Source organism: Rossellomorea aquimaris (assembly GCF_020171925.1).
In the GTDB taxonomy this organism is placed as follows: domain Bacteria; phylum Bacillota; class Bacilli; order Bacillales; family Bacillaceae_B; genus Rossellomorea; species Rossellomorea aquimaris_F.
The window spans coordinates 571,981-594,687 of record NZ_JAIVAR010000001.1 but is presented as its reverse complement, the minus strand read 5'-3'; the positions used below and the strand labels follow the sequence as shown (position 1 = coordinate 594,687).

The following is a 22,707-nucleotide window of genomic DNA, read 5'->3' as shown; positions in this document are numbered from 1 at the left end:
CACTATAAATACATAAATTCCAATAAGAAAGGTATGAATTAAATTGAATACAACTAATTCTATACCAAAACCATTAGTTGACTTAAATCAGTGGTTCATCGTGATCACCGTCATTCTCTCTTGGGCACTTCAACTGCACTGGTTGTTATGGATTCCATTTATAGCAGTGACTACAGGCGCAGTATTTTCATATAACCCGATCATGAAGGTGGGGCGTATGTTCCTGAGGAAAGACATGTCTTCGTATCGGGCAGAAGACGCAGACCAACAAAGATTCAATGCAGTCATTGCTTCGTGTTGTTTAGGTGGCGCCTTGCTGAGCGAACTGCTTCAATGGACTACAGCTTTTTATCTCTTCTCAGGCATGGTCCTGCTCGCTGCATCCGTCGCACTCGCGGGGTTCTGTATCGGTTGCTTCATCCGCTATCAATGGCGGCGACTTCAATACAAGCGTAAATTGATCAAGGAATAAAGAAAGGACGCTCCTTCCCTGAGAGCGTCCTTTCTCTATGTTAAGTTTGTAAAAATGAAGGATAAGATGATTCCGAGGGCAGAAATGAACCCCACTACAGGCCCGCCTTCCTCAAATGCTTCTGGAAGCATCGTAGAGGAGACCATCGCGAGTAATCCTCCCGCGCCGAATGCCCCGATGATATATTCTGTGCTTTCAGGTGCGCTTTGCAAAAATGTGTATCCCAGCAATGAGCTTACAGAAGAAACGAGAACGACGCTTCCCCATAAAGTCACTATTTTCTTCGTACTATACTGGTCGAGCTTCAACCCGATACTGCTGGATAATGCTTCCGGAAAATTACTGATGAAAATGGCGGTGATGAACACCCACTGAATGGACTGGCTTTCCAGGAAACTGATCCCGATGATGATTGACTCGGGGATTGCGTCCATGAGGGTCCCGATGTAGATCGCCAACCCTGAGTGATTATTCGGATTCTTTTGAGACCGCTTCCGTTGACTTCCTCCTTTTCGGGAAATCCACATTTCAAATAAGGTGAAGATGGCGGCCCCTAATAAGAACATCATGGTAATATGTACGATATTTGCCTTACCCTCGGCTTCTGACAGTAAATCGAATGTAGCCGATCCGATAATGAGCCCCGTACCGAAGGCCATGATAAAAGCTGTAACCTTCTTTGCCAGGTTAAAGTAAATTCCCACTAATGCCCCAAGGAACAACGATAAACTCGCCACTCCTCCCCATAGTGCCGCTTGAAACATATCACTGCCTCCTTTTTAGTAGTATGGTGAGTCGTCAGAAGTATCATTCCCTTCATGCCCACCACCTTAAACAATTGGACATCACATGAATAGGAACATCCCGAATGAGAAATAGTAATACCGACGATTTATCTTAAGGAGGAAACATCATGAAGAAATATCTTATCGTTTCATTAATGGGTGTCATGATATCAGGCATCGCTACTGGTTGTGGGACCGCAGATAATGACAATATGAACGAGCAAGGAATGAATACGAAGTATGACAACGGTGCTCTTGAGCGTGTGGGCTATAACCGTGATCGCACAGACAATTACATGAATATGAACGATACAGGCACACGTGACTCTGTAAGGGAAAATTATTCCTTATCAGAAGAGGCTGCAAATAATGTCGCCGACTTAAAGGAAGTAAGTAAAGCATACGTCCTGACTACCCCAAGAAATGCATATGTGGCTGCTGTTATGGAAAACGGCAAGAACGGGGATATCAGCCAACAACTTGAAGACAAGATTGCTAAGCAGGTCAGAAAGGCCGATGCTGGACTTGACAATGTATACGTATCGACAAACCCAGATTTTATCGAACGAATGAGAGGGTATGCAGATAAAGCAGAAAACGGTAAACCTCTTAAGGGGCTTGGCGAGGAATTAAGCACGACCATCAAACGTGTATTTCCTGATCAAGAGTAAAATACCAATGTATGATAACCGTCGGGTTGAATCTCGGCGGTTATTTTTTCATTGTGCAGAAATTGTTCTTTTTTTCTAAATACACTTACTATTCATTGAAGAAAATAGGCACTATACATATAGGATAAAAAAAGATATAGTAGTTCAATACATGATATATTCTGAGCGGATGCTTACGATAACCATATCTATAGGAGGAGATGAATCATGTCTTCATTGAAACCGGGAACGGTAGAAGAATTATATGTTGATCATGAAGTCCCATACGGCTTCTTTCTAGTTAACGATGAAGAGGACCGTGTATTGTTGCACCATTCTGAAATAACGGATGAGATTCAAGAGGGGGATACCGTTAAAGTATTCCTTTATCATGATAAAGATGTAAGGTTGACGGCCACGATGCGCATTCCAAAAGTTCAGGTAGGTGCCTACGGATGGGCTGAAGTAGTGGATAAGCGTGAAGATCTTGGTGTATTTGTTAATATCGGACTGCCGAAGGATATACTTGTTTCTGCTGATGACCTTCCGAAATTTCTCTCTCTTTGGCCAGAACCGGGTGATCAATTGTTCTTGTCATTAAATCGTGATAAGCAGGACCGCTTATACGGAAAATTAGCGACGGAGAACATCATTGAACAGGTTTCAAGAAGAGCATCCAAGGAAATGCTCAATGCAAAAGTGCAGGGAAGGGTGTATCGCTTGTTGAAAGTGGGGACTTTCTTTCTGTCTGAGCAAGGATACCGCTGTTTTGTGCACGAAAATGAGCGTAAACAAGAGCCCAGACTTGGGGAGCTTGTAGAAGGAAGAGTCATCGATGTCAAAGATGACGGAAACTTGAATGTTTCATTCCTTCCTCTGAAACAGGAAAAAATGCATGATGATGCAGAAGTCATCCTTTCCTATCTGGACCAGCGAAATGGAGCAATTCCTTACTGGGACAAGAGTCAGCCAGATGAGATCAAAGAACGCTTCAATATGAGCAAAGCATCCTTTAAGAGGGCAATCGGGAAACTGATGAAAGAGAACAAAGTTTATCAAGAAGAAGGCTGGACCTATTTAAAGAAATAAACCAAGGTTAAGGGGAGGCGGATTGAAATCCGCCTCCCCTTGGTATGTAGTTCAGAACCGAGAAAATCTGGCGATTGATGGCTTTTCTTGGTGGAGGATTTCCCCGGTTCCTTCTTCTTAAGTTATACAAAAGTTATTATACTATTCATCGTAGCTTCTACATTTTTATTCGTCTTTACGATTTTCCCCTTCTTCGACATCTTTATAATTCACCTTATCTTCATCCGGATATGGATCAAAGAAATTCACGGCCTTTCCTGGACCCTCAAATCCCATAACCTGTTCTCTATCCTGTTTTTCCTTTTTCATCAAAAAAACCCCCTTTCTGCACTTAGTTTGTGAGAAAAGGGATCTTTCATGCGGCATTATTGCTGCCAGTGGTCTGCTATGAATTCATCTCTTCCTGAGACTTTACGGTCCGCTTTATATTCATCAGGATTCTTTTTATAGAACTTCTGATGGTACTCTTCAGCGGGATAGAATGTGCTTGCAGGCAGGATCTTGGTGACAATCGGTTTCCGGAAGCGTCCGCTGTCGGCAACCTGCTCACGGGATCTTTCTGCTGCCTCTTTTTGCTCTTCAGTATGATAGAAGATGGCGGTACGATATTGCTCGCCGCGATCATGGAACTGTCCACCGTCATCCGTCGGATCGATTTGTGGCCAGTACAAATCAAGTAGGTCTTGATAAGGGAAGACAGAAGGGTCGAATGTAATCCGTACCACTTCATAATGGCCGCTTTTGCCTTCCTTCACATCTTTATAACTCGGATTTTCTACATGTCCACCCGAATAACCGGATACAACATCAATGATACCTGGTAACTCGTCAAATGGCTTGACCATGCACCAGAAGCATCCTCCCGCAAAGGTTGCAAATTCAACTTCTCTTGTCATATATGATAAAACCTCCTGCAGCCATTTGCTGCTGTAATGTGATTAAGATAATGCAGAATGAAGAAATTTTATCACTTCCGATAGGGGTTTGACAATTAAAAAAACCGCCTGATGCACATAAAAATATATTTACCCTGAAAGTCAGGTACTGTATAATTCATGTGAACGGAAAATTACATAGTTGAATGTTCGGGTGAAGCGGAGTATGACATCATATTCATTCGCTTCTTAAAAGGGAAGTTGGTGAAAATCCAACGCGGTCCCGCCACTGTAATTGGGAGCAAGCTGCAAAGGAACCACTGTACGTTCGTACGGGAAGGTGTAGCAAGCAATGACCATGAGCCAGGAGACCTGCCTGACATCTTTGACACTGGTACTACGCGGATAGGAAGGTGTAACATGCATCCATGGCTTCATGCATAACGGTCTGATTTGCATATTACACTAGGCATCTCCTTTTCGGGGATGTTTTTTTTATTGCTCTGGCTTTCCATGCACCACTTCGTTGAATGAGAAAGCATGAGAAAGCATGGATGATACTTATGGTTGATCATCCGCTAAAAAAACAACATAGTAAAGAAAGAGGGGGAGAAACGATGAAAAAATACAGTCGTTTATTAATCATTCTATTGTTGTCCGTCATATTTACAGCTGCTTGCGGGAATGAACCAGGCAAGGAGAAAACGGATGATCAAAAACAGGAAACAGTAGAAGAGGGCAGTAAGGTAAAAGATGCATTAGGTGACGACATCTCACTAGAGTCTGCCCCGGAGCGGATCATTTCACTAATACCTAGTAATACGGAGATCCTATATGAACTTGGTTTGGGTGAAGAAGTAGTCGGGGTGACCGATTTCGATAATTATCCTAAGGAAGTGGCCAATAAAGAGAAAATCGGCGGCATGGAGTTCAATGTAGAAAAGATCATCAGTCTCGATCCTGATCTTGTCCTGGCACATGAATCTACAGCAGTCAGCGCAAAAGATGGCCTTGATCAATTACGTGATGCTGGCATCAAGGTATTTGTTGTCCGTGATACTCAAAAAATAGCTGAAGTGTATACGATCATTGAAAACATCGGGAAACTGACGGGCAAGACGGAGGAAGCTGAGGAATTAGTCTCTTCCATGAAGGACGACCTTGCAGAACTGAAATCCAAAACAGAACAAGTGAAACAAAAGAAGAACGTTTATGTTGAAGTGTCTCCTGCACCGGAACTATATTCTCCTGGCCAAAATACGTTCATCAATGAAATGCTTGAACTGATCAATGCTGAAAATGCCATGGGTGACCAGGAGGGATGGATCGCCGTTAATCAGGAAGAGATCATTGCAAAGAATCCTGATGTCATTCTTACAACATACGGATACTATGATGACAAAGCCAAGGATTCAGTAGCCTCCCGTGATGGCTGGCAGGATATCACTGCGGTCAAGGAAGGCCAAATCGTTGACGTCGACTCTGATCTCGTGACACGTACCGGTCCGAGATTGGTAGAAGGAGTAGAGGAAATTGCCAAATCTGTTTATCCGGAGATTTTTGCAGAATAGAATATGGATCGGGTATCTGTTGGCTTTCGGTATTCTCATCCTATCCCTTTTGATTGGGATATCAATCGGAACGGTCAACGTTCCGATCATTGATATCATCCGTATCATCGGTAGCAAATTGAGTGGGGTCGACATGCCAGATTCGATCGACCCCATGCATTCGAATATTGTATTTTCCATTCGTTTACCACGCGTATTATTAGCATTAATTGTAGGAAGCTCCCTGGCCGTTGCGGGGGCTTCCTTTCAAGGTCTTTTGAGGAATCCCCTAGCCGATCCTTATACGCTTGGCATGTCATCTGGAGCATCGGTAGGCGCAGTCATCACCTTGTTCTTCCATATAAGCCTTCCTTATTTAGGGCTTTTCACATTACCTGTCATTTCGATATTGTGTTCGTTGATCACGGTATTCCTTGTGTTGGCATTTGCCAGAAAGGTGGATCGTTCCATGAAAGTTGAAACGATCATTTTGACGGGAATCATTTTCAGTTCATTTCTTGGTTCGGTGATTTCACTGATGATTGCTCTATCGGGTGAAGAGCTGAGACAGATCATTGGCTGGCTGTTAGGAAGTGTCTCGATGCGGGGCTGGGACTATATCTACATTGTTTTTCCTTTCTTCATTGCCGGTTCCGTGCTCCTTTTGTTTAATGCAAAAGAGTTGAATGGAATGAGCTTCGGCGAAGAGCAGGCAAGGCACATCGGGATTTCAGTCCAAAAAAGGAAATACATGATTCTCATTGCAGGAAGTACGCTTACCGGTGCTGCTGTCGCCGTATCGGGTACCATTGGGTTTGTTGGGCTGGTGATCCCTCACTTTATCAGGAGGATCATCGGCTACAATCATCAGCATGTACTACCGCTTTCAATCATTTCAGGTGGGGCTTTTCTCGTCGTGGCGGACTTGCTCTCACGGACCGTGATCAATCCTGCGGAACTGCCCATCGGTGTCATAACAGCGTTGATCGGAGCTCCGATTTTCGCTTACATTCTGCTTAAGAAGAGGGGTGGATAGAATGCTTGATGTCCAACGATTGTCAGTAGGATATGAAGAAACCATGATTATCGAACACATTGATTTCAGTGTTGAAAAGAGGGAATTCTTTGGTATCCTCGGACCGAACGGAAGCGGAAAGACCACGTTACTGAAGGCCCTGTCAGGTGGTATCCATCCTTCTCAAGGTACGATACTCCTAAACGGAAGGACTCTTGAGGATTATTCCCCTAAGGAACTGGCGAAGATGGTGGCTGTTCTTCCACAGAACTCTACCCATTCCTTTTCATACAGTGTGAAAGAAACGGTCATGCTGGGAAGATATCCTCACCAAAAGGGACTATTCAAAGCCATATCCCCAAATGATGAGGAAATCGTGCAAAGGTCGATGGAGCAAACAGGGGTGGACAGGCTCCAGTCCCGTAAACTGGATGAACTGTCAGGTGGAGAGAGACAACGGGTATTTCTTGCACAAGCACTCGCACAGGAACCACAGATCATCCTGCTCGATGAACCGACCAATCACCTCGATCTCTCTTATCAGAAAAACTTGCTTGAGTTGCTGAAGAAACAAACGAAGGAAATGAATCTGACCGTTGTATCCATCTTCCATGACTTAAATCTCGCCAGCATGTATTGTGACCGTCTGCTTCTGATGCAAGAGGGTCTTGCCAGAACAGTCGACCATCCGGAAGAAGTCATGAAAGAGGAGCATATACAAGAAGTATACAAGACTGAAGTCTATAAGCAGGCTCACCCTCACATTGCGAAACCTCAAATCGGGCTCATGCCGGACGGGGTGTATGGAATCAGTAGCCCCTCTTTCATCATAGGGGAGAAACACTTGAAGGTAACCGATGAGATGATTGTGTATAAGTCGCCAATTCATTTAAAATGCATGTCGTCTGGAGTGGTCGGTTCTGGTGTCGGATGGTACAAAAGCTTTGTGAACAGGTATGTTCCACCACATTATGATTGCAGTGATTACCAACAGGATATGGTAAATGCTCTCAAGCAACATGATTTGGACCCTTCATTTACCGTGGGGATGATGACAGCGGTGAATCTTAAAGACGTTGAATATACATCTTATCGACTGGAGGAACACTCCATTTTTGTTGTCGTGACAGCAGGGGTCGGAAATGCAGTGGATGTAACGGGCAACGATGCAATCACCAACAAGATGGAACCTGGCACCATCAATACATGGGTCATGATTGATGGCCGGCTTTCAGATGAAGCATTCATTGAGGCTTTAGTCACTTCTACCGAGGCAAAAGTGAGGGCGCTCCACGATGAAGAGGTATTTGACCATAGAACGGGTACACTCGCAACTGGTACTCCGACAGACAGCATCCTGATTGCGTCTACACATATAGGCACAGATTACCCGTTTGCCGGTAGTATCACCCCGTTAGGGAAACTGATCGGAAAGGGCGTTTTTGAAACAACGAAGAAAGCCATTCACTCTTACCGGATGCGAATGAGCAGTCAATCATAACTGAATGATCTCTTACCGGAAGCTGAACCTTTATCCATTGGTTCAGCTTTTTCTTCATTTTAAAAGGAGAATGACGTGGTTACGAACAGGCTGAAGACGGGTATGGTTGAATATAAATCTTAATAAGAACAAATTCAATTGAGAACCTTGACGAATTATGGAGCCATCCCCAATGAATTATGGTACGATAAGCTATATATTCCAGTTGGAAATGGAAATACATGCTTACCCCTCCATAACCTGAGTATTGAGTTACGTGAGATAGTGGAGTAGAATTTTTCAGTAACTTGCTGCCATTTTATACTGCAAAAGAAGGTGGAACAATGGATTCAAGACTTGATCGCAAGAAGCGAAAGAAAAAACGGGGCAGAAAGATTGTCTCCGTGCTATTATTAATGATTATTTGCTTATTGGGGTATTCCGCTTTTCAATTCTATAATGGTTATCAAATGGCCGATGGAGAGCAGAATATGAAAGAATATAAGTTCAATGGTGTGAAGGACGAAAACGGGAAGGTGAACGTCCTGCTACTCGGAGTCGACAGCAGGGGAGAGGAGAAGTCACGGACTGACACGATGATGCTAGCCCAAGTTGACCCGAAAACAAATGAAACGAAATTGGTCTCACTAATGAGGGACATTTATGTGGAAATTCCAGGATACCAAAATTATAAGCTGAATACTGCATTCTATTTGGGTGGCCCGGAATTATTACGCAAAACGATCAAACAAAACTTCGATATCGATATACAGTATTATATGATGGTAGACTTCAAGGGCTTTGAACAATCGGTCGACATTCTTGCACCTGAAGGGATAGAAATGGATGTCGAAAAGGCGATGTCTGAAAACATCGGCGTTTCCCTTGAACCTGGTGTACAGAAGCTAAACGGTAAAGAATTATTGGGATATGCTCGTTTCCGTCATGATGCAGAAGGAGATTTCGGAAGGGTGGAGAGACAGCAAAAAGTCATCTCTGCTTTAAAAGAAGAAGTCTTAACAATTGATGGTGTCGCGAAGCTTCCTAAACTTGCCGGTTCCATCCAGCCTTATATGCAGACGAATATGTCCAAACTTGACCAGATCTCACTTATGAAGGATGTTTTATTAAGTAATAAGGATGAAATCGATAAGCTGACAATCCCAGTAGAAGGATCATACAGCTTCGCAAGATACGATGGAGTCGGGTCTGTCATCGAGCTGGACTTCGAAGAAAACATACAAGCAATGAAGGATTTCCTTGCGGGAAAAAGCTCAAAAGAAGCGACTGAACAATAATTGAATAGAATTAAGGGTGCACATCGGGCTTTTTTGTCTGATGTGCATTTTTTCATTGATGCTTACACGAGTGTTCAAGACTGTCTGGCAGCGCGTGTTGTGTAGGTCAATTGGGATTGTTCTTTACGGAATCTGTTAATGGATGAAGGATTCTTTAAACCGAAAAATTCTGATTATACGGGATTATCAGTGATATATAGCGCTTAGAAGGCGTTTGAAACACTGGAACCAAAATGATAACGCTTCCACTTTCATTTCCGGCATATTCCTTACTACTTCCGGATATCGCCTTGATATCATTTACCAGCATGTTACGATTATAAACGTTGTGAACAAAGCACAAGACAAACCAAACAAAAATCAAACAACTAACATTGAAAACGAAACAATCAATATTGAAAACAACATTATTATATAGAGAACGGAGTGGATAGATTGTTAAGTAATAAAACAGTCGCTTTCTTAGGAGCAGGTAATATGGCGGAAGCAATGATTTCAGGTACTGTACAGAGCGGAAAAATCCCGAATGATCAAATCATTGTATCGAATCGCAGTAATAAAGAGAAACTTCAAGAGATAAATGCTAAATACGATGTACGTACAGTCTTGAAAGATGATCTCCCTTTTGAGGAAATTGACATTCTCATTCTTGCAATGAAACCAAAGGACATCGACAAAGCGCTGGATTCCATCAACCACCTTGTTAAAAGGGAAACAGTCATCATGTCGGTATTGGCAGGGATTACGACTGCACATATGGAAGAACAACTGCCCGCTGGGCAATCCGTTATCCGCGTGATGCCGAACACGTCAAGTATGCTTAAGGAGTCTGCAACTGCAATCAGCGCCGGCAGATTCACATCAGAAGACGATATGAAAGATGCGAAAGAGCTACTTTCTAGCATTGGTGAAGTATATGTCATTGATGAAGGTAAAATGGATATATTCACAGGAATTGCAGGAAGTGGACCAGCATACTTCTACTACCTAATGGAGCATATCGAAAAAACGGGTGCAGAAGCTGGATTGGATCCTAAGCTTGCACGTAAGATCGGTGCACAGACGATTTTCGGAGCAGCGAAAATGATGCTTGAAAGAGAAGAAACACCATCACAACTCAGAAAGAACGTAACATCCCCTAATGGCACGACCGCTGCCGGTCTGGATGCATTAGCACAATTCGGCGGAGGAAAGGCTATCTCAGAAGCTGTAAAAGGAGCAGAAAAAAGATCGAAAGAAATCAGCTCTGAATTACAGTCCCGACAATTAGTGACAAACTAATTTGCACTCATACTCAACCTCAATTTATATAAAAAATTACCAATATCAACCATTAAATCTGTAAGACCAGAAATACAAGTCCGTCCTTCATCACGGTGAAGGGACGAGGGACGGACCTTTTTTACTAGGAGTGATTGGATGTCCCAAGAAAATAAGAAGAAACGTATTGTGATTAAAATTGGAAGCAGTTCTTTAACGAGTCTGCATGGTGAAATGAGCAGAAGGAAGCTTGAGCGTCTTGTGGACGAAGTTGTACGCCTGAAAGATGATGGACATGAAGTTCTGCTCGTTTCCTCCGGTGCCGTTGCGGCAGGATACAGAAAGCTCGGATGCTTGACTCGACCAAGCTCATTACCTGAGAAGCAGGCAGCAGCTGCTATCGGGCAAGGATTATTGATCGAGGCTTATTCCGATTTATTCATTTCGCATGGATACGTAGCTTCGCAAATTCTGATTACTCGTAGTGATTTTTCAGATGAAGACCGCTACAACAATGCTCGTAATACAATTAATGTGTTGCTTGAAAGAGGCATCATCCCGATTGTAAATGAAAATGATACCGTCACAGTCGACCGATTGAAGTTCGGGGATAATGATACACTTTCAGCAAAAGTCGCAGCGCTTGTCGATGCTGACCAGCTGATCATCCTATCCGATATTGATGGACTGTATGATTCGGATCCTCGAAAGAATCCGGATGCAGAATTATTGGAAAGTGTAACGGAAATCAATGATGATATAGAAGAAATGGCAGGCGAGCCAGGAAGCGCTGTCGGTACTGGCGGGATGCGTTCAAAAATCGATGCGTTTAAAATCACAATGGCTTCCGGCATACCTGCATTCCTTGGAAAATCAGGTAATGCAGACATCATTTACGATGCCGTACAACATACCGCAAAAGGAACGTACTTTGAATCAGATGATGATGCGGTGAACTTGGATTCCAAAAAACAGTGGATCGCATTCAACTCAGGTCCAGAAGGTGAGATCACCATCGATGCAAATGCAAAAGACCGCATCCTGGAACAAAAAGAAAGCCTGACGATCAACGATATTTATACGGTTAAAGGACGCTTTGACAAAGGTGCTGTCGTTCGGATCCTTGACAGCGATCGAGAAGAAATCGGACTAGGAATCGTAAACTTCCGTTCAGGTCAACTCAAAAACCCTTCCGACATCAAAGACGACCAAGTCGCAGTGGAAATTGATCAACTAGTTTGCCACGTAGAAGTTCCCATTCCAGTTGGAGTCTAGGAAGATCGTATACCGTTAATTCGTTGCATGACAAGTTTATTTTTAGGTGTAAGAGTTGCAGACTTTTAAGTTAAATAAAAGACCAAAAATCATATCAGGAGGCATTTGATGACTTTAACAATAGAAAAAACCGATGTAAAAAAACAAGCAATGATGGCAAAGAAAGCTTCAAAAACACTTAGCCTGCTTACAACGGAACAAAAAAACAAAGCACTTCATATACTGGCTGACCATCTAGAGGCGAATTATCAGACCATCCTTGATGAGAATGAAAAAGATCTTCAAAAAGGAAGGGAAAAAGGTTTTGAAGCAGCGTTCATGGATCGCCTATCACTTTCTAAAGAACGTGTAGTGGACTTTGCAGAGGGACTCAGACAAGTTGCGGACCTTGAAGACCCAACTGGAAAAATCGTATCAGACTGGACGCTTGAGAACCAGCTTCAAGTCCAAAAAGTGACCGTTCCACTCGGTGTCATCGGCATGATCTATGAAGCTAGACCGAATGTGACGGTGGATGCAACAGGCCTAGCCTTGAAATCAGGTAATGCCATCGTCCTGAAGGGTGGTTCAAATGCGATCACTTCTAACAAAGCGATTGTGGACGTTATGCACGATGCCTTGGAAAAGACAGACATCCCTAAAGATGCCGTCCAATTTATCAATACGACCGATCGAGAAGCGACAAATGCACTGTTTACCATGAAGGAACATATCGATGTATTGATTCCTCGCGGTGGAGGTGCCCTTATCAACGCTGTCGTCAATAATGCGACCGTCCCTGTACTTGAAACGGGAGTGGGGAACTGCCATATTTATATCGATAAAGAAGCAGATGTCACGAAAGCATTGAACATCCTCATCAATGCCAAAACGGACCGACCTGCCGTATGTAACGCGGCAGAAACCGTCATCATCCACGAGGACTGGTTCAATGAAAACAAAGAAGCTCTGACGCAGAAGCTTGCAGAATATAATGTATCCATCCATGGTGACGAAAAAGTTGTGGAAGCGATCGAAGGCGCAAAGCCTGCAGGTGAAGAAGACTGGGCAAACGAATATTTAAGCCTGGATATCGCGGTGAAAGTCGTGGAAAACTTGGAGGGTGCAGTTGATCATATTGAACAATATGGCACAAAGCACTCAGAAGCAATTGTGACTGAAAATAAGGAAACAGCTAAGAAATTCATGACACTCGTTGATGCAGCAGCTCTTTATCATAACGCTTCAACACGTTTCACGGATGGGGGAGCACTGGGCTTCGGAGCGGAAATCGGTATTTCGACTCAGAAGTTACACGCAAGAGGACCTATGGGATTGCCTGCATTAACGACGGTAAAATATATGATGCATGGTACTGGTCAAACACGCTAATCACATTGAAACAAAAAGGACTCATGGGAGGTAACAACCCCATGAGTCCTTTTTTGTTTATTTATTTTCTTGAGTCATCCCACTGTCCAAAGCTTCACTCAGCGTCAACGAACTCATGTAATGCTTGAATCGTATGAACCTCTTGTTCGTAACAAATCTTTAGCAGTCTTTCAAAAATCTCAGCCGTCATGATGGCGTCATTCAGGGCATGGTGTCTTGTCCTTTTCTCAATAGCAAATTCCTTCACCATTGCATCCAAATAACTGTCGTCTCGTTCTAGCAATGCATTTGCCAGAGAGAATGAATCAATGTATTCGGGTTGGAAGGGCGGTAACTCCCATTTTTTCAATCTTCTTTGAAGAAAATTGATATCGAAGCTTGCAGGGTGTGCCACGAGAATCGTCCCCATACTGAATTCAAGGAAGTGTTTAATGCCTACTGGCAGGGTCACGCCATTCTTGAAATCCTTCCTTTTCAGACCCGTGAACTTTTTCGTTTTCATTGAAACAGTCTGAAGGGGATCGATGACTTTATAGAAGGTATCCTTTTCTTGTATTTCACCACGTGCCACTTTCACTGCCCCGATTGAAATGATTTCATCTCCGACTTCAGGAAAAAAACCGGTTGTTTCTAAATCAAATATGGTGAATGTGCAATCGTATAAGTGTTTCTGTTGATGGATTGGCTTTTCTTCTTCAAACTCTTTCAAAGCAGTGGCGACTTTGTAATAGGACGGTTTTGCTTTTTCCACCTTGACTTGAGAGCGGAAGAAGAATTGCTGCCATAAATAATATTTCAGGATGCGATATCCGACATTGATTCCAATATCATTCATCAAACCACCCGATTTCTATTAAAGCTTATTTCCATCACTTGCTGTAAGCGGTTCGCAATTTGGATGGCTTCCTTAAGTCTTTGTCGCTCTTCCTTTGATAAATTGCGGACGTCAATATCATTACTGAGCTGCTTACCTTCTGAAAGCTCCTTCAAATTCTGTTTGGTACGAAGAGTCAAGAGAATATGCATGGCCATCTTTACATTTTCAGCATCCCTCGGATGAAAAGCCTGCATGTTCTTGAGTGCATTTACTCTTTTGATTGTATTGACTTCTTTCACACCATACTTTACACAGTGAATCCTGATCATGTTGACAATTTGCAAGAGACCGGACTTTTTTATGTTGAACAGGTGATTTTTCGGTTTCAAATTGACCCGGCCGAGCGGTCCGACCGGAAGCTTGAAGCGGAGCGCATCTTTTCTCAGAAGCTGTTGCATGTTGAGGGAGCGCTTTGATTTCTCCGCCAGGTAATTGCGGATTTCTTCAGCAATCGAATAATCCCCATAGATGGGCCGGAAGTCGTAGAACATCGTTGTATTTTGTACTTCCTGCGCATCCATTTCGTGTAGCCATTCATCAATGGCTTTCTTCCAATCAGTGTATGAGCGTTTCCATTTCTGCTCTTTGGCCATGATTCCACCTGTACATTCCGGAAACCCGCAGGCAGCCAGTTTATGGTTCAGTTTCTCGGTGAACGCTTGGAAATACAAGTCTACTTTCTTTGTATCTGATAAATGGTTATAATCATCCAGAATGATGCCGTTATCCTGGTCGGTGTGGAAGCCCTGTTCACTGCGACCCTGGCTTCCCATGACGATGAAGCAATAATTGATAGGGGCGCGGCCGTATCCTTCCTGGCGCATTTCTTTCTCAGTCAACTGGATGATCTTACGGTGAAGCCTGTCGTTGTAGTTGCTGATGACTTCACATACATCATATCCAAGGCTGTCTTGTGAAAGAAGATCTCCAATGAATTGTTGGAATGTCTCGCTCTTCACCGTTGCAAGTTGCACGAGCTCTTCAATTTTGACAGCCTTTTGTATGCGGTAGGAAAGATCGAGATAATTTGAGTCCTGGATATTCAGGAAAGAAGTACTCGTCAACACTCCTACGACTGCATCATTCCGTATGATGGGAACAAAATCGACTTCCTCATGCTTGAAGTAGGATAAGGCTTCGTATGCGAATGATTCATCACGTATCCAAAATGGATTCCGCTTCATCCAATCCCTTACTTTCTCAGAAGCACTTGGGTCGGTGAGATAGGATAAGATTTCCCTCTGGGTCAGGATTCCCTTCATCTTCCCGTCTGAGTCGACGACAACCAATCCGTATGTATCTCTTTCTTTCATTCGTTCCGCAGCAAGAAGGATGGTATCTTCTTCTTTGATAAAAGAAGGGGAATCCATTAAATTATGCACCTTTGTACGGAAAAGGTTAATATTCTCATCATCTTTATCCGAGGATTTGGATTTAATTTCATCATAAAGGGTCTTCATGCGATTCCCGATACTTTCAAAGATGATTTTAGAAAAGTCATTGTTTTTTGTCATGACATCCAAAAGCCTGCTTTTTTGGATTCGGAATACATTGCAATCTTCTATTGCCTGTACCGAAAACGTCATTTCCCCACTCGTCAGCATGATCATAATCCCGATTAAATCCCCGGGATAATAGAATCTTAAGGAATACTGCTTTCCACTGGATCGGTGAAGGACGTTTTTGGCAAGACCGGACACAAGAAAATAAATATCAAGTTCTTCAACCGTTTCATCTTCATGAAAAAGGAATTCCCCTTTTTTGAACGTTGTGTATGTAGAACCGGAGATGATATAGTGCAGTTGTTCATCATTAAGCACATCAAAAGGATATGCATTTTTCACAATCTCCAATAGTTCATGTTGTTCCAAACGGATTCCCTCCCTTATGAGCTAGTTCCATAGTACTCTAACATAGAATTCCCTATTTGAAAATCGATAAAACGGGTAACCAACAGGGAAGGACCTGTTATTGATTCCGGTCTTAGAAATCGATTGAAGCCTATCATCCTGACTTGGAAACGAGATAGCTTGCTGCTTCAAGTAAATTACTGAATACATGATCGGCATCATAAAGAGGGGAGGGGGATTCGACAATCAGGATTGTTTTGCACCCCGCTTTACGACCTGCCTCTATATCAGGTTCCCTATCGCCTATCATATAAGAAGAAGAAAGGTCTAAATCGTACCTTTCCGAAAGATCCAGGAGCATTCCAGGTTCAGGCTTCCTGCACGAGCACCCTTCATGTGGTTTATGGGTACAGCATGACACCTCATGGATTTTCCCGCCTGCAATTTCGAGTTCTGCCACCATATAATCATGGATTGTTTCCAACTGTTCATGTGTTAGATATCCAAGGCCAACACCTCCTTGGTTAGTCACGACGAATAATTGGAATCCTTCGTCAGTTAGAAGTTTAACCGCTTCTTTAACACCTTCCAGGAAATAAAATTGTTCAGGTTTGTTTACGAACTTCACTCGCTTCGTCTTTACTTCGTTAATGACGCCGTCTCGGTCAAGAAATATTGCTCTATTCAACATTTACACCCCTTATTCGATTGATTTCTACACACGAATAGTCACTTTGTCACATCCTGCGGTTTCCAAGGAAATAATGACAGACTATTCTGTCATTATTTCGGAGTAGGAAATCTCCTGTTTTTTCCTCATTTGATTCTTACAGAAAAGAATGATGAAACGACCCGACTTTAAAGAACCATACTTGTAATGGAGTATACCCAATTATGTAGTATTTTACATGGGGGAGGAGAGGTCACAAAAGGGAAGTTTCAATCGAAACTTCCCTGTTTGTCATTTTATTGCTTTTTTATAAATACGACTTTCAAGTAGTCACCCTGTTTATATTGATTGATGGTCTTAAAATCTTCTGGAAGAGTGAATTCCTCCAGCAGCTTGTAGGAGCCCCCGATTTCCTTGAAAGCTTTATCGATGAACCCCTTGAACTTCTTCATATCGAATGTACTGCAGTTCGTCGATGCCACAATCAATCCATCTTTCTCGGTGATCGAGATGGCTTCTTTCAGCAGATCTTTATAATCCTTTGAAGCTGAGAAGGTATGTTTCTTTGAACGCGCGAAGCTGGGTGGATCGAGAATCACCATGTCAAATGACAATTCTTTCTTGACTGCAAACTTGAAATAATTGAATACATCCTCAACGATGATATTCTGGGCTTCATAATCAATTCCATTGATGCTGAATTGTTCGATCGTCTTGCTCAAGCTTCGATTGGCAAGGTCTACACTTGTTGTCTCAGTCGCTCCTCCAAGAGCCGCAAATACTGAAAACGCCCCAGTATATGAAAATGTATTAAGTACGCGCTTACCATCTGCATATTTATCACGGATCAGCTTTCGAACTTCCCTTTGGTCAAGGAATACCCCTACCATTGCCCCATCATTCAGATAGATGGCGAAGGAGGTGCCATTTTCCTTGACTAGAAGAGGGAAGGAAGGACGTTCACCATGGACGAAGTCATCTTCTTCCATATATTTTCCTTCTACAGCAAATCGCTTTTTCTGATATAGACCTTTATAGTTAGGCAGTTCCCTGATCGCACGTATGATTTCATCTTTGAAAGAATAAGCACCTTGACTATACCATTGAATCAGGTAATATCCATTGAAGTAATCAAGGGTGATCCCTCCGAACCCGTCACCTTCACTATTGAACACGCGAAACGCAGTCGTTTCTTCATCATAGAAGAAGTGGAGGCGCTGATTGACTGCCTGCTGAAACTTTCGGTTGAAGAATTCCTGATCGATCGCTTCGTGTTCCTTCCAACTTACTAGCCAGCCGATTCCTTTATTTTGTTTACCATAATATCCTTTGGCAATGAATCTGTGATGTGAGTCGACTAGATTCAGAATCGTGCCTTCTTGGTGGTTGTCCAGATTAGCAGTTACATTGTCATTGTTAAGTAAGGGGAAACCCTTCTGAAAGGTTTTAATAAATTTTGGATTTGCTTTTATCGTTATTTCCGTTGTCATATCATTCATCCTTACATCACCTTAGTCTTGTGTAGTATAGAGCTTCTTATTGTATAACGCAATAGATATAAGAAAGAACGCATCATTTCATGCAAGAGGGAAGTAACAAAAAAACTCTTACCCTTTTTAAAGGTAAGAGTTGAACGGCGTTTATTTTCCCCAAAGGAAGTCACCAACAAGGCGGTCTACTTTAATGGTTTCGTGAAGTCCGCTATGAGAGATGGTTGGGTCATACACGATCTTCGACATGAACTCATTGCGGTCAAATATCTTCTCGCTTGCCAGCGCACTCCGAACGTTCACTACATCGTCTCCCGAGCCTGCTATCGATAACACGCTGATAGAAGGATCGATAAGATGGCGATTATGATATAAATGTTCAATTGCTTTCGAACCAGGCTTTAAATCAATTACGGCAGGTCCGGTGTTGATCTGGTCATACGAGTCTTTGGTGACTCCTTGAAATGGGGTAGCGATTGAGATGAATTTATGCGTTCTTGGGAGAAAGTCCTTACCATGTGCATTTTCCAGATATTTGGTTGAAGCAAGGCCACCCATGGAATGACCAATCAAATTAACATCATTGACCCCGAATCGGTGATATAGAAGTTTAAAGGCGTTCTCCAACCAGACGGCTTGTTTATCGATCGTTGCCCGATTATCCTCAAATACTACTTGCACAAGCGGGGGAGAAGTGGGATCGTCAGGGATCGTTCCCTTGTAGGAGGTACTTCCATCTTCGGATATATAAATCTCTAACGTTTTCTTTCCCCAGCCATGATGATTTTCAAAGCGGTCGAGCATTGTTCGGAAAGAATTGTATGTCCCTTTATAACCGTGGACGAACACGGATGGATAACGTTCAACGGCAGACAGCGGTTTTTCGCTGGATTGAACATTTGAAGTTCTGAAAATGGCCGTAATTGCAAAGAAAGACACCAAGATGAGGCCACTCAAAAATAATGTCATTTTTTTCGTGAAGTGAGACAAGAGAAATCGCTCCTTTACATACTATATTTATATTGTAAGCGATAGGGACGGTATTGAAAATGTTATAAAAGAAATTTATTTGTCATATTGTATGTAATTTATGGAAGGGAAAATAAGACACTGGAGTTGGGAACGTGACATAGGTGTTTAAGCAAAAAAACATCCGAACTCATTCATTGAATGATGTTCGGATGTTCTTTTCCGTATAGTAGCTATTTTCAGTTAGAGGCAACTACCCAATCGCCATTTCGGAATATGGGCTCTAATGTCCCGTCTTCCCGCTCTCCGTCGATATTCAGCTCATTCGAGCCAATCATGAAGTCAACATGCACCATGCTTTCGTTGAATCCGATCGATTGAAGATCTTCATTGCTCATTTCCTTACCGTTTTCAACACAAACCGTTAAAGCTCTGCCAAGCGCGATGTGGCAGGAGGCATTTTCATCAAACAATGTATTATTAAAGATGATGTTTGTATTCGAAATAGGGGAGTCGTGAGGGACCAGTGCGACTTCTCCTAGATAAGAGGCACCTTCATCTGTATCGAGGAGATTCTTAAGCGTTTCATATCCTTCGCGAGCCGAGAAGTCCACCACTTTTCCATCCTTGAAAGTAAGTGAGAAATCTTTTATCAACGTTCCGCCGTAATTTAGTGGCTTCGTTGAAGTGACCACTCCATTTACCTTTGCTCGATCAGGTATGGTAAATACCTCTTCAGTAGGAAGATTCGGTACGAAAGGTACTCCTTTATCGTTCGTGAATTGGGCGCTGATCCACCTTGTCTCGGGATGGAAGCCTATCGTCAAGTCCGTTCCAGGCCCTTTATAGTGAAGTTTCTTATAATTCCCTTCGTTTAAAAGGCGGGCTTTTTCATTCAGCCCCGTAATATGCTGCTCCCAACGCTCCACCGTCTGGTCCCGATCAGTTCGTGTAGTGTAAAAGATGCTGTCCCAAAGCTTCTCAACTGCATTGTCTGAATCAGGGAATACACTTTCAGCCCATTCACGGGTCGGGTATGCGGCAATGAGCCAACTGATTTTTCCGCCACCGATATAAGCCGAGAATTCTTTAGACGCTTCAGCGGATACTCTATTTAGGATTGCAACCCTTGCAGGATCTATATCCCTTAATAAGGAAGGATTAGGAGCGGCAAGGTTTAATAATGCCACATTATTCTCTGCCATCTCTGTATATCCTCTTTGTTTCCAGTGTGGAAATACCTTCAAACCTTCCTCACTCGACTTTTCAAGGCGAATTTTCCTTAATTCCTCATCATGGAAATCTGCCATTACATGAAGGGCTCCAGCATCGTACGCCTTGTCGGTGATCAGTCTTACGAATTCAAATGCAGTTACCGGTGCCGAGATCAATAGTTCCTGATCTTTTTGTAAATTCAAGCCAACCTGTACGATGAGGTCGGCATATCTCTCTAAGTTCTCTTTGAATTGACCATCCATTTATTCATTCCCCCTTATGTTCACTATACCCCTTTATTCAGAAGATTTCCATTTATTACACGGATATTTTCCTACCTTGGTAAAAAGCTAAAGCTAGAAAAAGGATGTGAAGAGAATGGATGTACATTTAATTTGGAAAGCCATCCTCGTTGTGATTGGAGGGACTCTCCTGTTAAGGATTGCAGGAAGGAAGTCCATTTCACAAATGTCCCTGGCGCAGGTAGTGATCATGATCGGGATCGGATCACTTTTGGTGCAACCCATAGCGGGAAAGGATATTTGGTCAACCTTGTTCGTAGGGATGGTTCTGGTTGTGTCGCTTGTTGTTATAGAGTATGTACAAATCAAGGCAGATTGGTTTGAAGCTTTCATTACGGGAAGATCGAAGGTACTGATTAAAGACGGGGAATTACAAATCGACACACTAAAAAAATTAAGGTTAACAGTCGATCAACTGGAGATGAAACTAAGGCAGAATGGAGTTCGAACATTTCTGGATGTGCAAGAAGCTACACTAGAGCCGAACGGACAGGTAGGAATCATCCTTAATGAAGAAAACAGTCCGGCTACGAAAAATGAACTGAATATGATTAAACAAGAGATTCATGCACTCAGGCTGATGATCAGCAATCTCCCAACCTCGGGCCAACACGTGCAAGCTACTTCCATCACAACTGCGAGTGGCAACAAACAATGTGGAAATGACTTATTCGAAGAAATTTCCAGCAAAGAGCACAAAATAGCCCCTCCTATGGAACTGCAATGAAAAAGACTGGTTTACGAAGCGTAAACCAGTCTTTTCCATTACTATTGCTTCACACTGAATGGCGGAAAATCCTCTTCCGGAGAATTTATGACAACAATACCGCCTAGCGCCATTGCAGTTATGCTAGTAATAATGAATAGGTTCTTAAGTTTTTTCATGATTTCACCTCCCTATAAAGTCAGCATCTCTTCATAGATGGAATTGGCTTCCCTCAGATGAAAAGCTGCATTTTTATATCTTCTGACCTCTTGGAAGTATTGACCAAAAAGCTTGGAGTATTCAGCAAAGAGTAGATGCTTCCCGCTTTTTTTAAAATAGGGGAGGGCATGTTCTTTCATAAACGACTCAAATCCATCCTGGAAATCATTCAGAGCGTAGTGAAAGTAGGTCAACTGATAATATTTGTCCGGATAGAGGTCCTTTGAACATAATCCAAGGCCGGTGGGTAGCCACTTCCTTACTTCATCAAGTAAATGCAGCTTGTGATATTCCTTAACAAGTGCCAGTATGGAATTCAGCTTGCCCTCCACATCCCTCTCTTTCAATTCTATGCTTTTCAGATAATGCCTGATGGCTTCTTCACTTTCATTCATCAAGGATTTCAAGTAACCGAGATTCTGTTCCACCATCGATTTCAAACTCGTATACTGAATCGAACCACTGATGAAGTTTGCCCAATTATAATGCTTGAGTGCTTCTTCGCTGTACCTGATCCTCCTGTAACAGATCCCGAGAAGCAAGTGGACTTCTGCACACCTTTTTTGAAAATAGACGCCCTGAAAGATGGATAGTGACTTCTCACCATAATAAATCGCAAGCCGATAACTATTCATACGTGTTAAGACGAGACTGAATAAATAGTACAGGTCCGCCCGTTCTTCTTCATTGGTGACACTACCCAGGACGTAATAAGTTTCAGCTTCTTTCAGCTCGGCTCTCGCTTCATCGTATTGTTGAAGCTCATAATGGTAGTTGCCTTTATATTTGTGATAGTAGAATCTCAGCGTATCGGAGAATTCTTTGTAATGGGCATGCATATCCTTTATGCTGTTTAGGGCTTCGACTCTTTCAGTATGTATCAATTGATAACGAATCAAAAGAATCTTATAGAAAAGATGGGGAAGGAGGTCGTCCGTCTCATCCAGCTTACTTTTTATTTGATTATGAAATGTTTCGGTATCCTCATGTTCTTTCCACAACATGGAATGATTCCACTTATGAAGGAGTTGATCCAGCTCATTTCCTTCACTTTGAAGTGAGGATACCCCCAGGCGCTCACATAACAAACGAATGACTTCATCGGATGGGGCGACCTGATTATTTTCAAGTTTCGAAAGATATGATACGGAAATAATCCCCTTTGAGAGTTCCTCTTGAGTCAAATTTCTCTTTTGTCTGTGAAAGCGGATTTTAGAACCGATATTCATATAGGTTTACTCCTCTAATGGGTATTTAATAGAAGAAAATGAGATAGGTGTCTTTACATC

At 42.6% G+C, this 22,707-nt stretch carries 21 protein-coding genes and 1 riboswitch; of the genes, 11 read left to right on the top strand and 10 right to left on the bottom strand.

The window, feature by feature from the left end; translation table 11 throughout:
- Positions 1–43: 43 nt before the first annotated feature.
- Positions 44–472, top strand: coding sequence for a DUF4395 domain-containing protein (locus LCM10_RS02975; RefSeq protein ID WP_224874559.1), 429 nt, complete (start codon positions 44–46; stop codon positions 470–472).
- Between the two features lie 35 nt (positions 473–507).
- On the opposite strand, the gene LCM10_RS02970 is transcribed toward LCM10_RS02975, so the two are convergent.
- Entirely contained in the window at positions 508–1,236 is a 729-nt protein-coding gene (locus LCM10_RS02970) for a ZIP family metal transporter (RefSeq protein WP_224874558.1), read from the bottom strand.
- Positions 1,237–1,385: 149 nt separating this feature from the next.
- Here LCM10_RS02970 and LCM10_RS02965 point away from each other — a divergent pair, with 149 nt between their 5' ends.
- Both LCM10_RS02965 and LCM10_RS02960 read left to right on the top strand, forming a co-directional pair.
- Complete coding sequence (locus LCM10_RS02965; protein ID WP_224874557.1) at positions 1,386–1,928, top strand: YhcN/YlaJ family sporulation lipoprotein; 543 nt, start codon at positions 1,386–1,388, stop codon at positions 1,926–1,928.
- A 207-nt stretch (positions 1,929–2,135) separates the two neighbouring features.
- Positions 2,136–2,996 carry a S1 RNA-binding domain-containing protein gene (locus LCM10_RS02960; RefSeq protein WP_224874555.1) on the top strand — a complete coding sequence of 287 codons (861 nt, stop codon included), beginning with the start codon at positions 2,136–2,138 and terminating at the stop codon, positions 2,994–2,996.
- 165 nt (positions 2,997–3,161) lie between these two features.
- Here the strand turns inward: LCM10_RS02960 and LCM10_RS02955 are convergent, their stop codons facing one another.
- Positions 3,162–3,305, bottom strand: a complete 144-nt coding sequence (locus LCM10_RS02955; RefSeq protein ID WP_224874553.1) for a hypothetical protein — start codon at positions 3,303–3,305, stop codon at positions 3,162–3,164.
- Between the two features lie 56 nt (positions 3,306–3,361).
- The gene (msrA, locus tag LCM10_RS02950; protein ID WP_224874551.1) at positions 3,362–3,892 is read right to left on the bottom strand and encodes a peptide-methionine (S)-S-oxide reductase MsrA; all 531 of its coding nucleotides are present in this window, start codon (positions 3,890–3,892) and stop codon (positions 3,362–3,364) included.
- Between the two features lie 174 nt (positions 3,893–4,066).
- Positions 4,067–4,266: riboswitch (cobalamin riboswitch) on the top strand.
- A 222-nt stretch (positions 4,267–4,488) separates the two neighbouring features.
- On the opposite strand from msrA, the gene LCM10_RS02945 reads away from it, so the two are divergent.
- The 7 genes from LCM10_RS02945 to LCM10_RS02910 all read left to right on the top strand — a co-directional run bounded on the left by LCM10_RS02945 (position 4,489) and on the right by LCM10_RS02910 (position 13,120).
- Positions 4,489–5,442 (top strand): ABC transporter substrate-binding protein, encoded by a 954-nt coding sequence (locus LCM10_RS02945; protein ID WP_224874549.1) that lies wholly within the window; start codon positions 4,489–4,491, stop codon positions 5,440–5,442.
- Positions 5,405–6,457: a FecCD family ABC transporter permease gene (locus tag LCM10_RS02940; RefSeq protein ID WP_224874547.1), complete on the top strand. Its 1,053-nt coding sequence runs from the start codon at positions 5,405–5,407 to the stop codon at positions 6,455–6,457. Before LCM10_RS02945 ends, LCM10_RS02940 begins: the two co-directional genes overlap by 38 nt.
- A gap of 1 nt (position 6,458) precedes the next feature.
- On the top strand, positions 6,459–7,937 hold the full coding sequence (locus LCM10_RS02930; RefSeq protein ID WP_263621359.1) for a heme ABC transporter ATP-binding protein: 1,479 nt from the start codon (positions 6,459–6,461) through the stop codon (positions 7,935–7,937).
- A gap of 323 nt (positions 7,938–8,260) precedes the next feature.
- Entirely contained in the window at positions 8,261–9,214 is a 954-nt protein-coding gene (locus tag LCM10_RS02925; RefSeq protein WP_224874541.1) for an LCP family protein, read from the top strand.
- A gap of 435 nt (positions 9,215–9,649) precedes the next feature.
- On the top strand, positions 9,650–10,495 hold the full coding sequence (gene proC / locus LCM10_RS02920) for a pyrroline-5-carboxylate reductase (RefSeq protein ID WP_224874539.1): 846 nt from the start codon (positions 9,650–9,652) through the stop codon (positions 10,493–10,495).
- Between the two features lie 138 nt (positions 10,496–10,633).
- Positions 10,634–11,749 carry a glutamate 5-kinase gene (gene proB / locus LCM10_RS02915; protein WP_224874537.1) on the top strand — a complete coding sequence of 372 codons (1,116 nt, stop codon included), beginning with the start codon at positions 10,634–10,636 and terminating at the stop codon, positions 11,747–11,749.
- Positions 11,750–11,857: 108 nt separating this feature from the next.
- The gene (locus LCM10_RS02910; protein ID WP_224874535.1) at positions 11,858–13,120 is read left to right on the top strand and encodes a glutamate-5-semialdehyde dehydrogenase; all 1,263 of its coding nucleotides are present in this window, start codon (positions 11,858–11,860) and stop codon (positions 13,118–13,120) included.
- Positions 13,121–13,214: 94 nt separating this feature from the next.
- Here LCM10_RS02910 and LCM10_RS02905 read toward each other — a convergent pair whose 3' ends face one another.
- The 6 genes from LCM10_RS02905 to LCM10_RS02880 form a co-directional block, all read right to left on the bottom strand.
- Positions 13,215–13,955 (bottom strand): PolC-type DNA polymerase III, encoded by a 741-nt coding sequence (locus LCM10_RS02905; protein WP_224874528.1) that lies wholly within the window; start codon positions 13,953–13,955, stop codon positions 13,215–13,217.
- A complete protein-coding gene (locus tag LCM10_RS02900) occupies positions 13,955–15,868 on the bottom strand; it encodes a DUF294 nucleotidyltransferase-like domain-containing protein (protein ID WP_224874526.1) in 1,914 nt (637 codons plus the stop codon). Before LCM10_RS02900 ends, LCM10_RS02905 begins: the two co-directional genes overlap by 1 nt.
- A gap of 133 nt (positions 15,869–16,001) precedes the next feature.
- Entirely contained in the window at positions 16,002–16,535 is a 534-nt protein-coding gene (locus tag LCM10_RS02895; RefSeq protein WP_224875582.1) for a D-glycero-alpha-D-manno-heptose-1,7-bisphosphate 7-phosphatase, read from the bottom strand.
- Between the two features lie 278 nt (positions 16,536–16,813).
- Positions 16,814–18,007, bottom strand: a complete 1,194-nt coding sequence (locus LCM10_RS02890; protein ID WP_224875581.1) for a class I SAM-dependent rRNA methyltransferase — start codon at positions 18,005–18,007, stop codon at positions 16,814–16,816.
- A gap of 150 nt (positions 18,008–18,157) precedes the next feature.
- Entirely contained in the window at positions 18,158–18,997 is an 840-nt protein-coding gene (locus LCM10_RS02885; RefSeq protein ID WP_224874524.1) for an alpha/beta hydrolase, read from the bottom strand.
- A 218-nt stretch (positions 18,998–19,215) separates the two neighbouring features.
- Positions 19,216–20,454 carry an aminopeptidase gene (locus LCM10_RS02880; RefSeq protein WP_224874523.1) on the bottom strand — a complete coding sequence of 413 codons (1,239 nt, stop codon included), beginning with the start codon at positions 20,452–20,454 and terminating at the stop codon, positions 19,216–19,218.
- A 115-nt stretch (positions 20,455–20,569) separates the two neighbouring features.
- Here LCM10_RS02880 and LCM10_RS02875 point away from each other — a divergent pair, with 115 nt between their 5' ends.
- On the top strand, positions 20,570–21,220 hold the full coding sequence (locus LCM10_RS02875; protein ID WP_224874522.1) for a DUF421 domain-containing protein: 651 nt from the start codon (positions 20,570–20,572) through the stop codon (positions 21,218–21,220).
- A gap of 170 nt (positions 21,221–21,390) precedes the next feature.
- Here LCM10_RS02875 and LCM10_RS02870 read toward each other — a convergent pair whose 3' ends face one another.
- Complete coding sequence (locus LCM10_RS02870) at positions 21,391–22,647, bottom strand: helix-turn-helix domain-containing protein (protein ID WP_224874521.1); 1,257 nt, start codon at positions 22,645–22,647, stop codon at positions 21,391–21,393.
- Between the last annotated feature and the right edge of the window lie 60 nt (positions 22,648–22,707).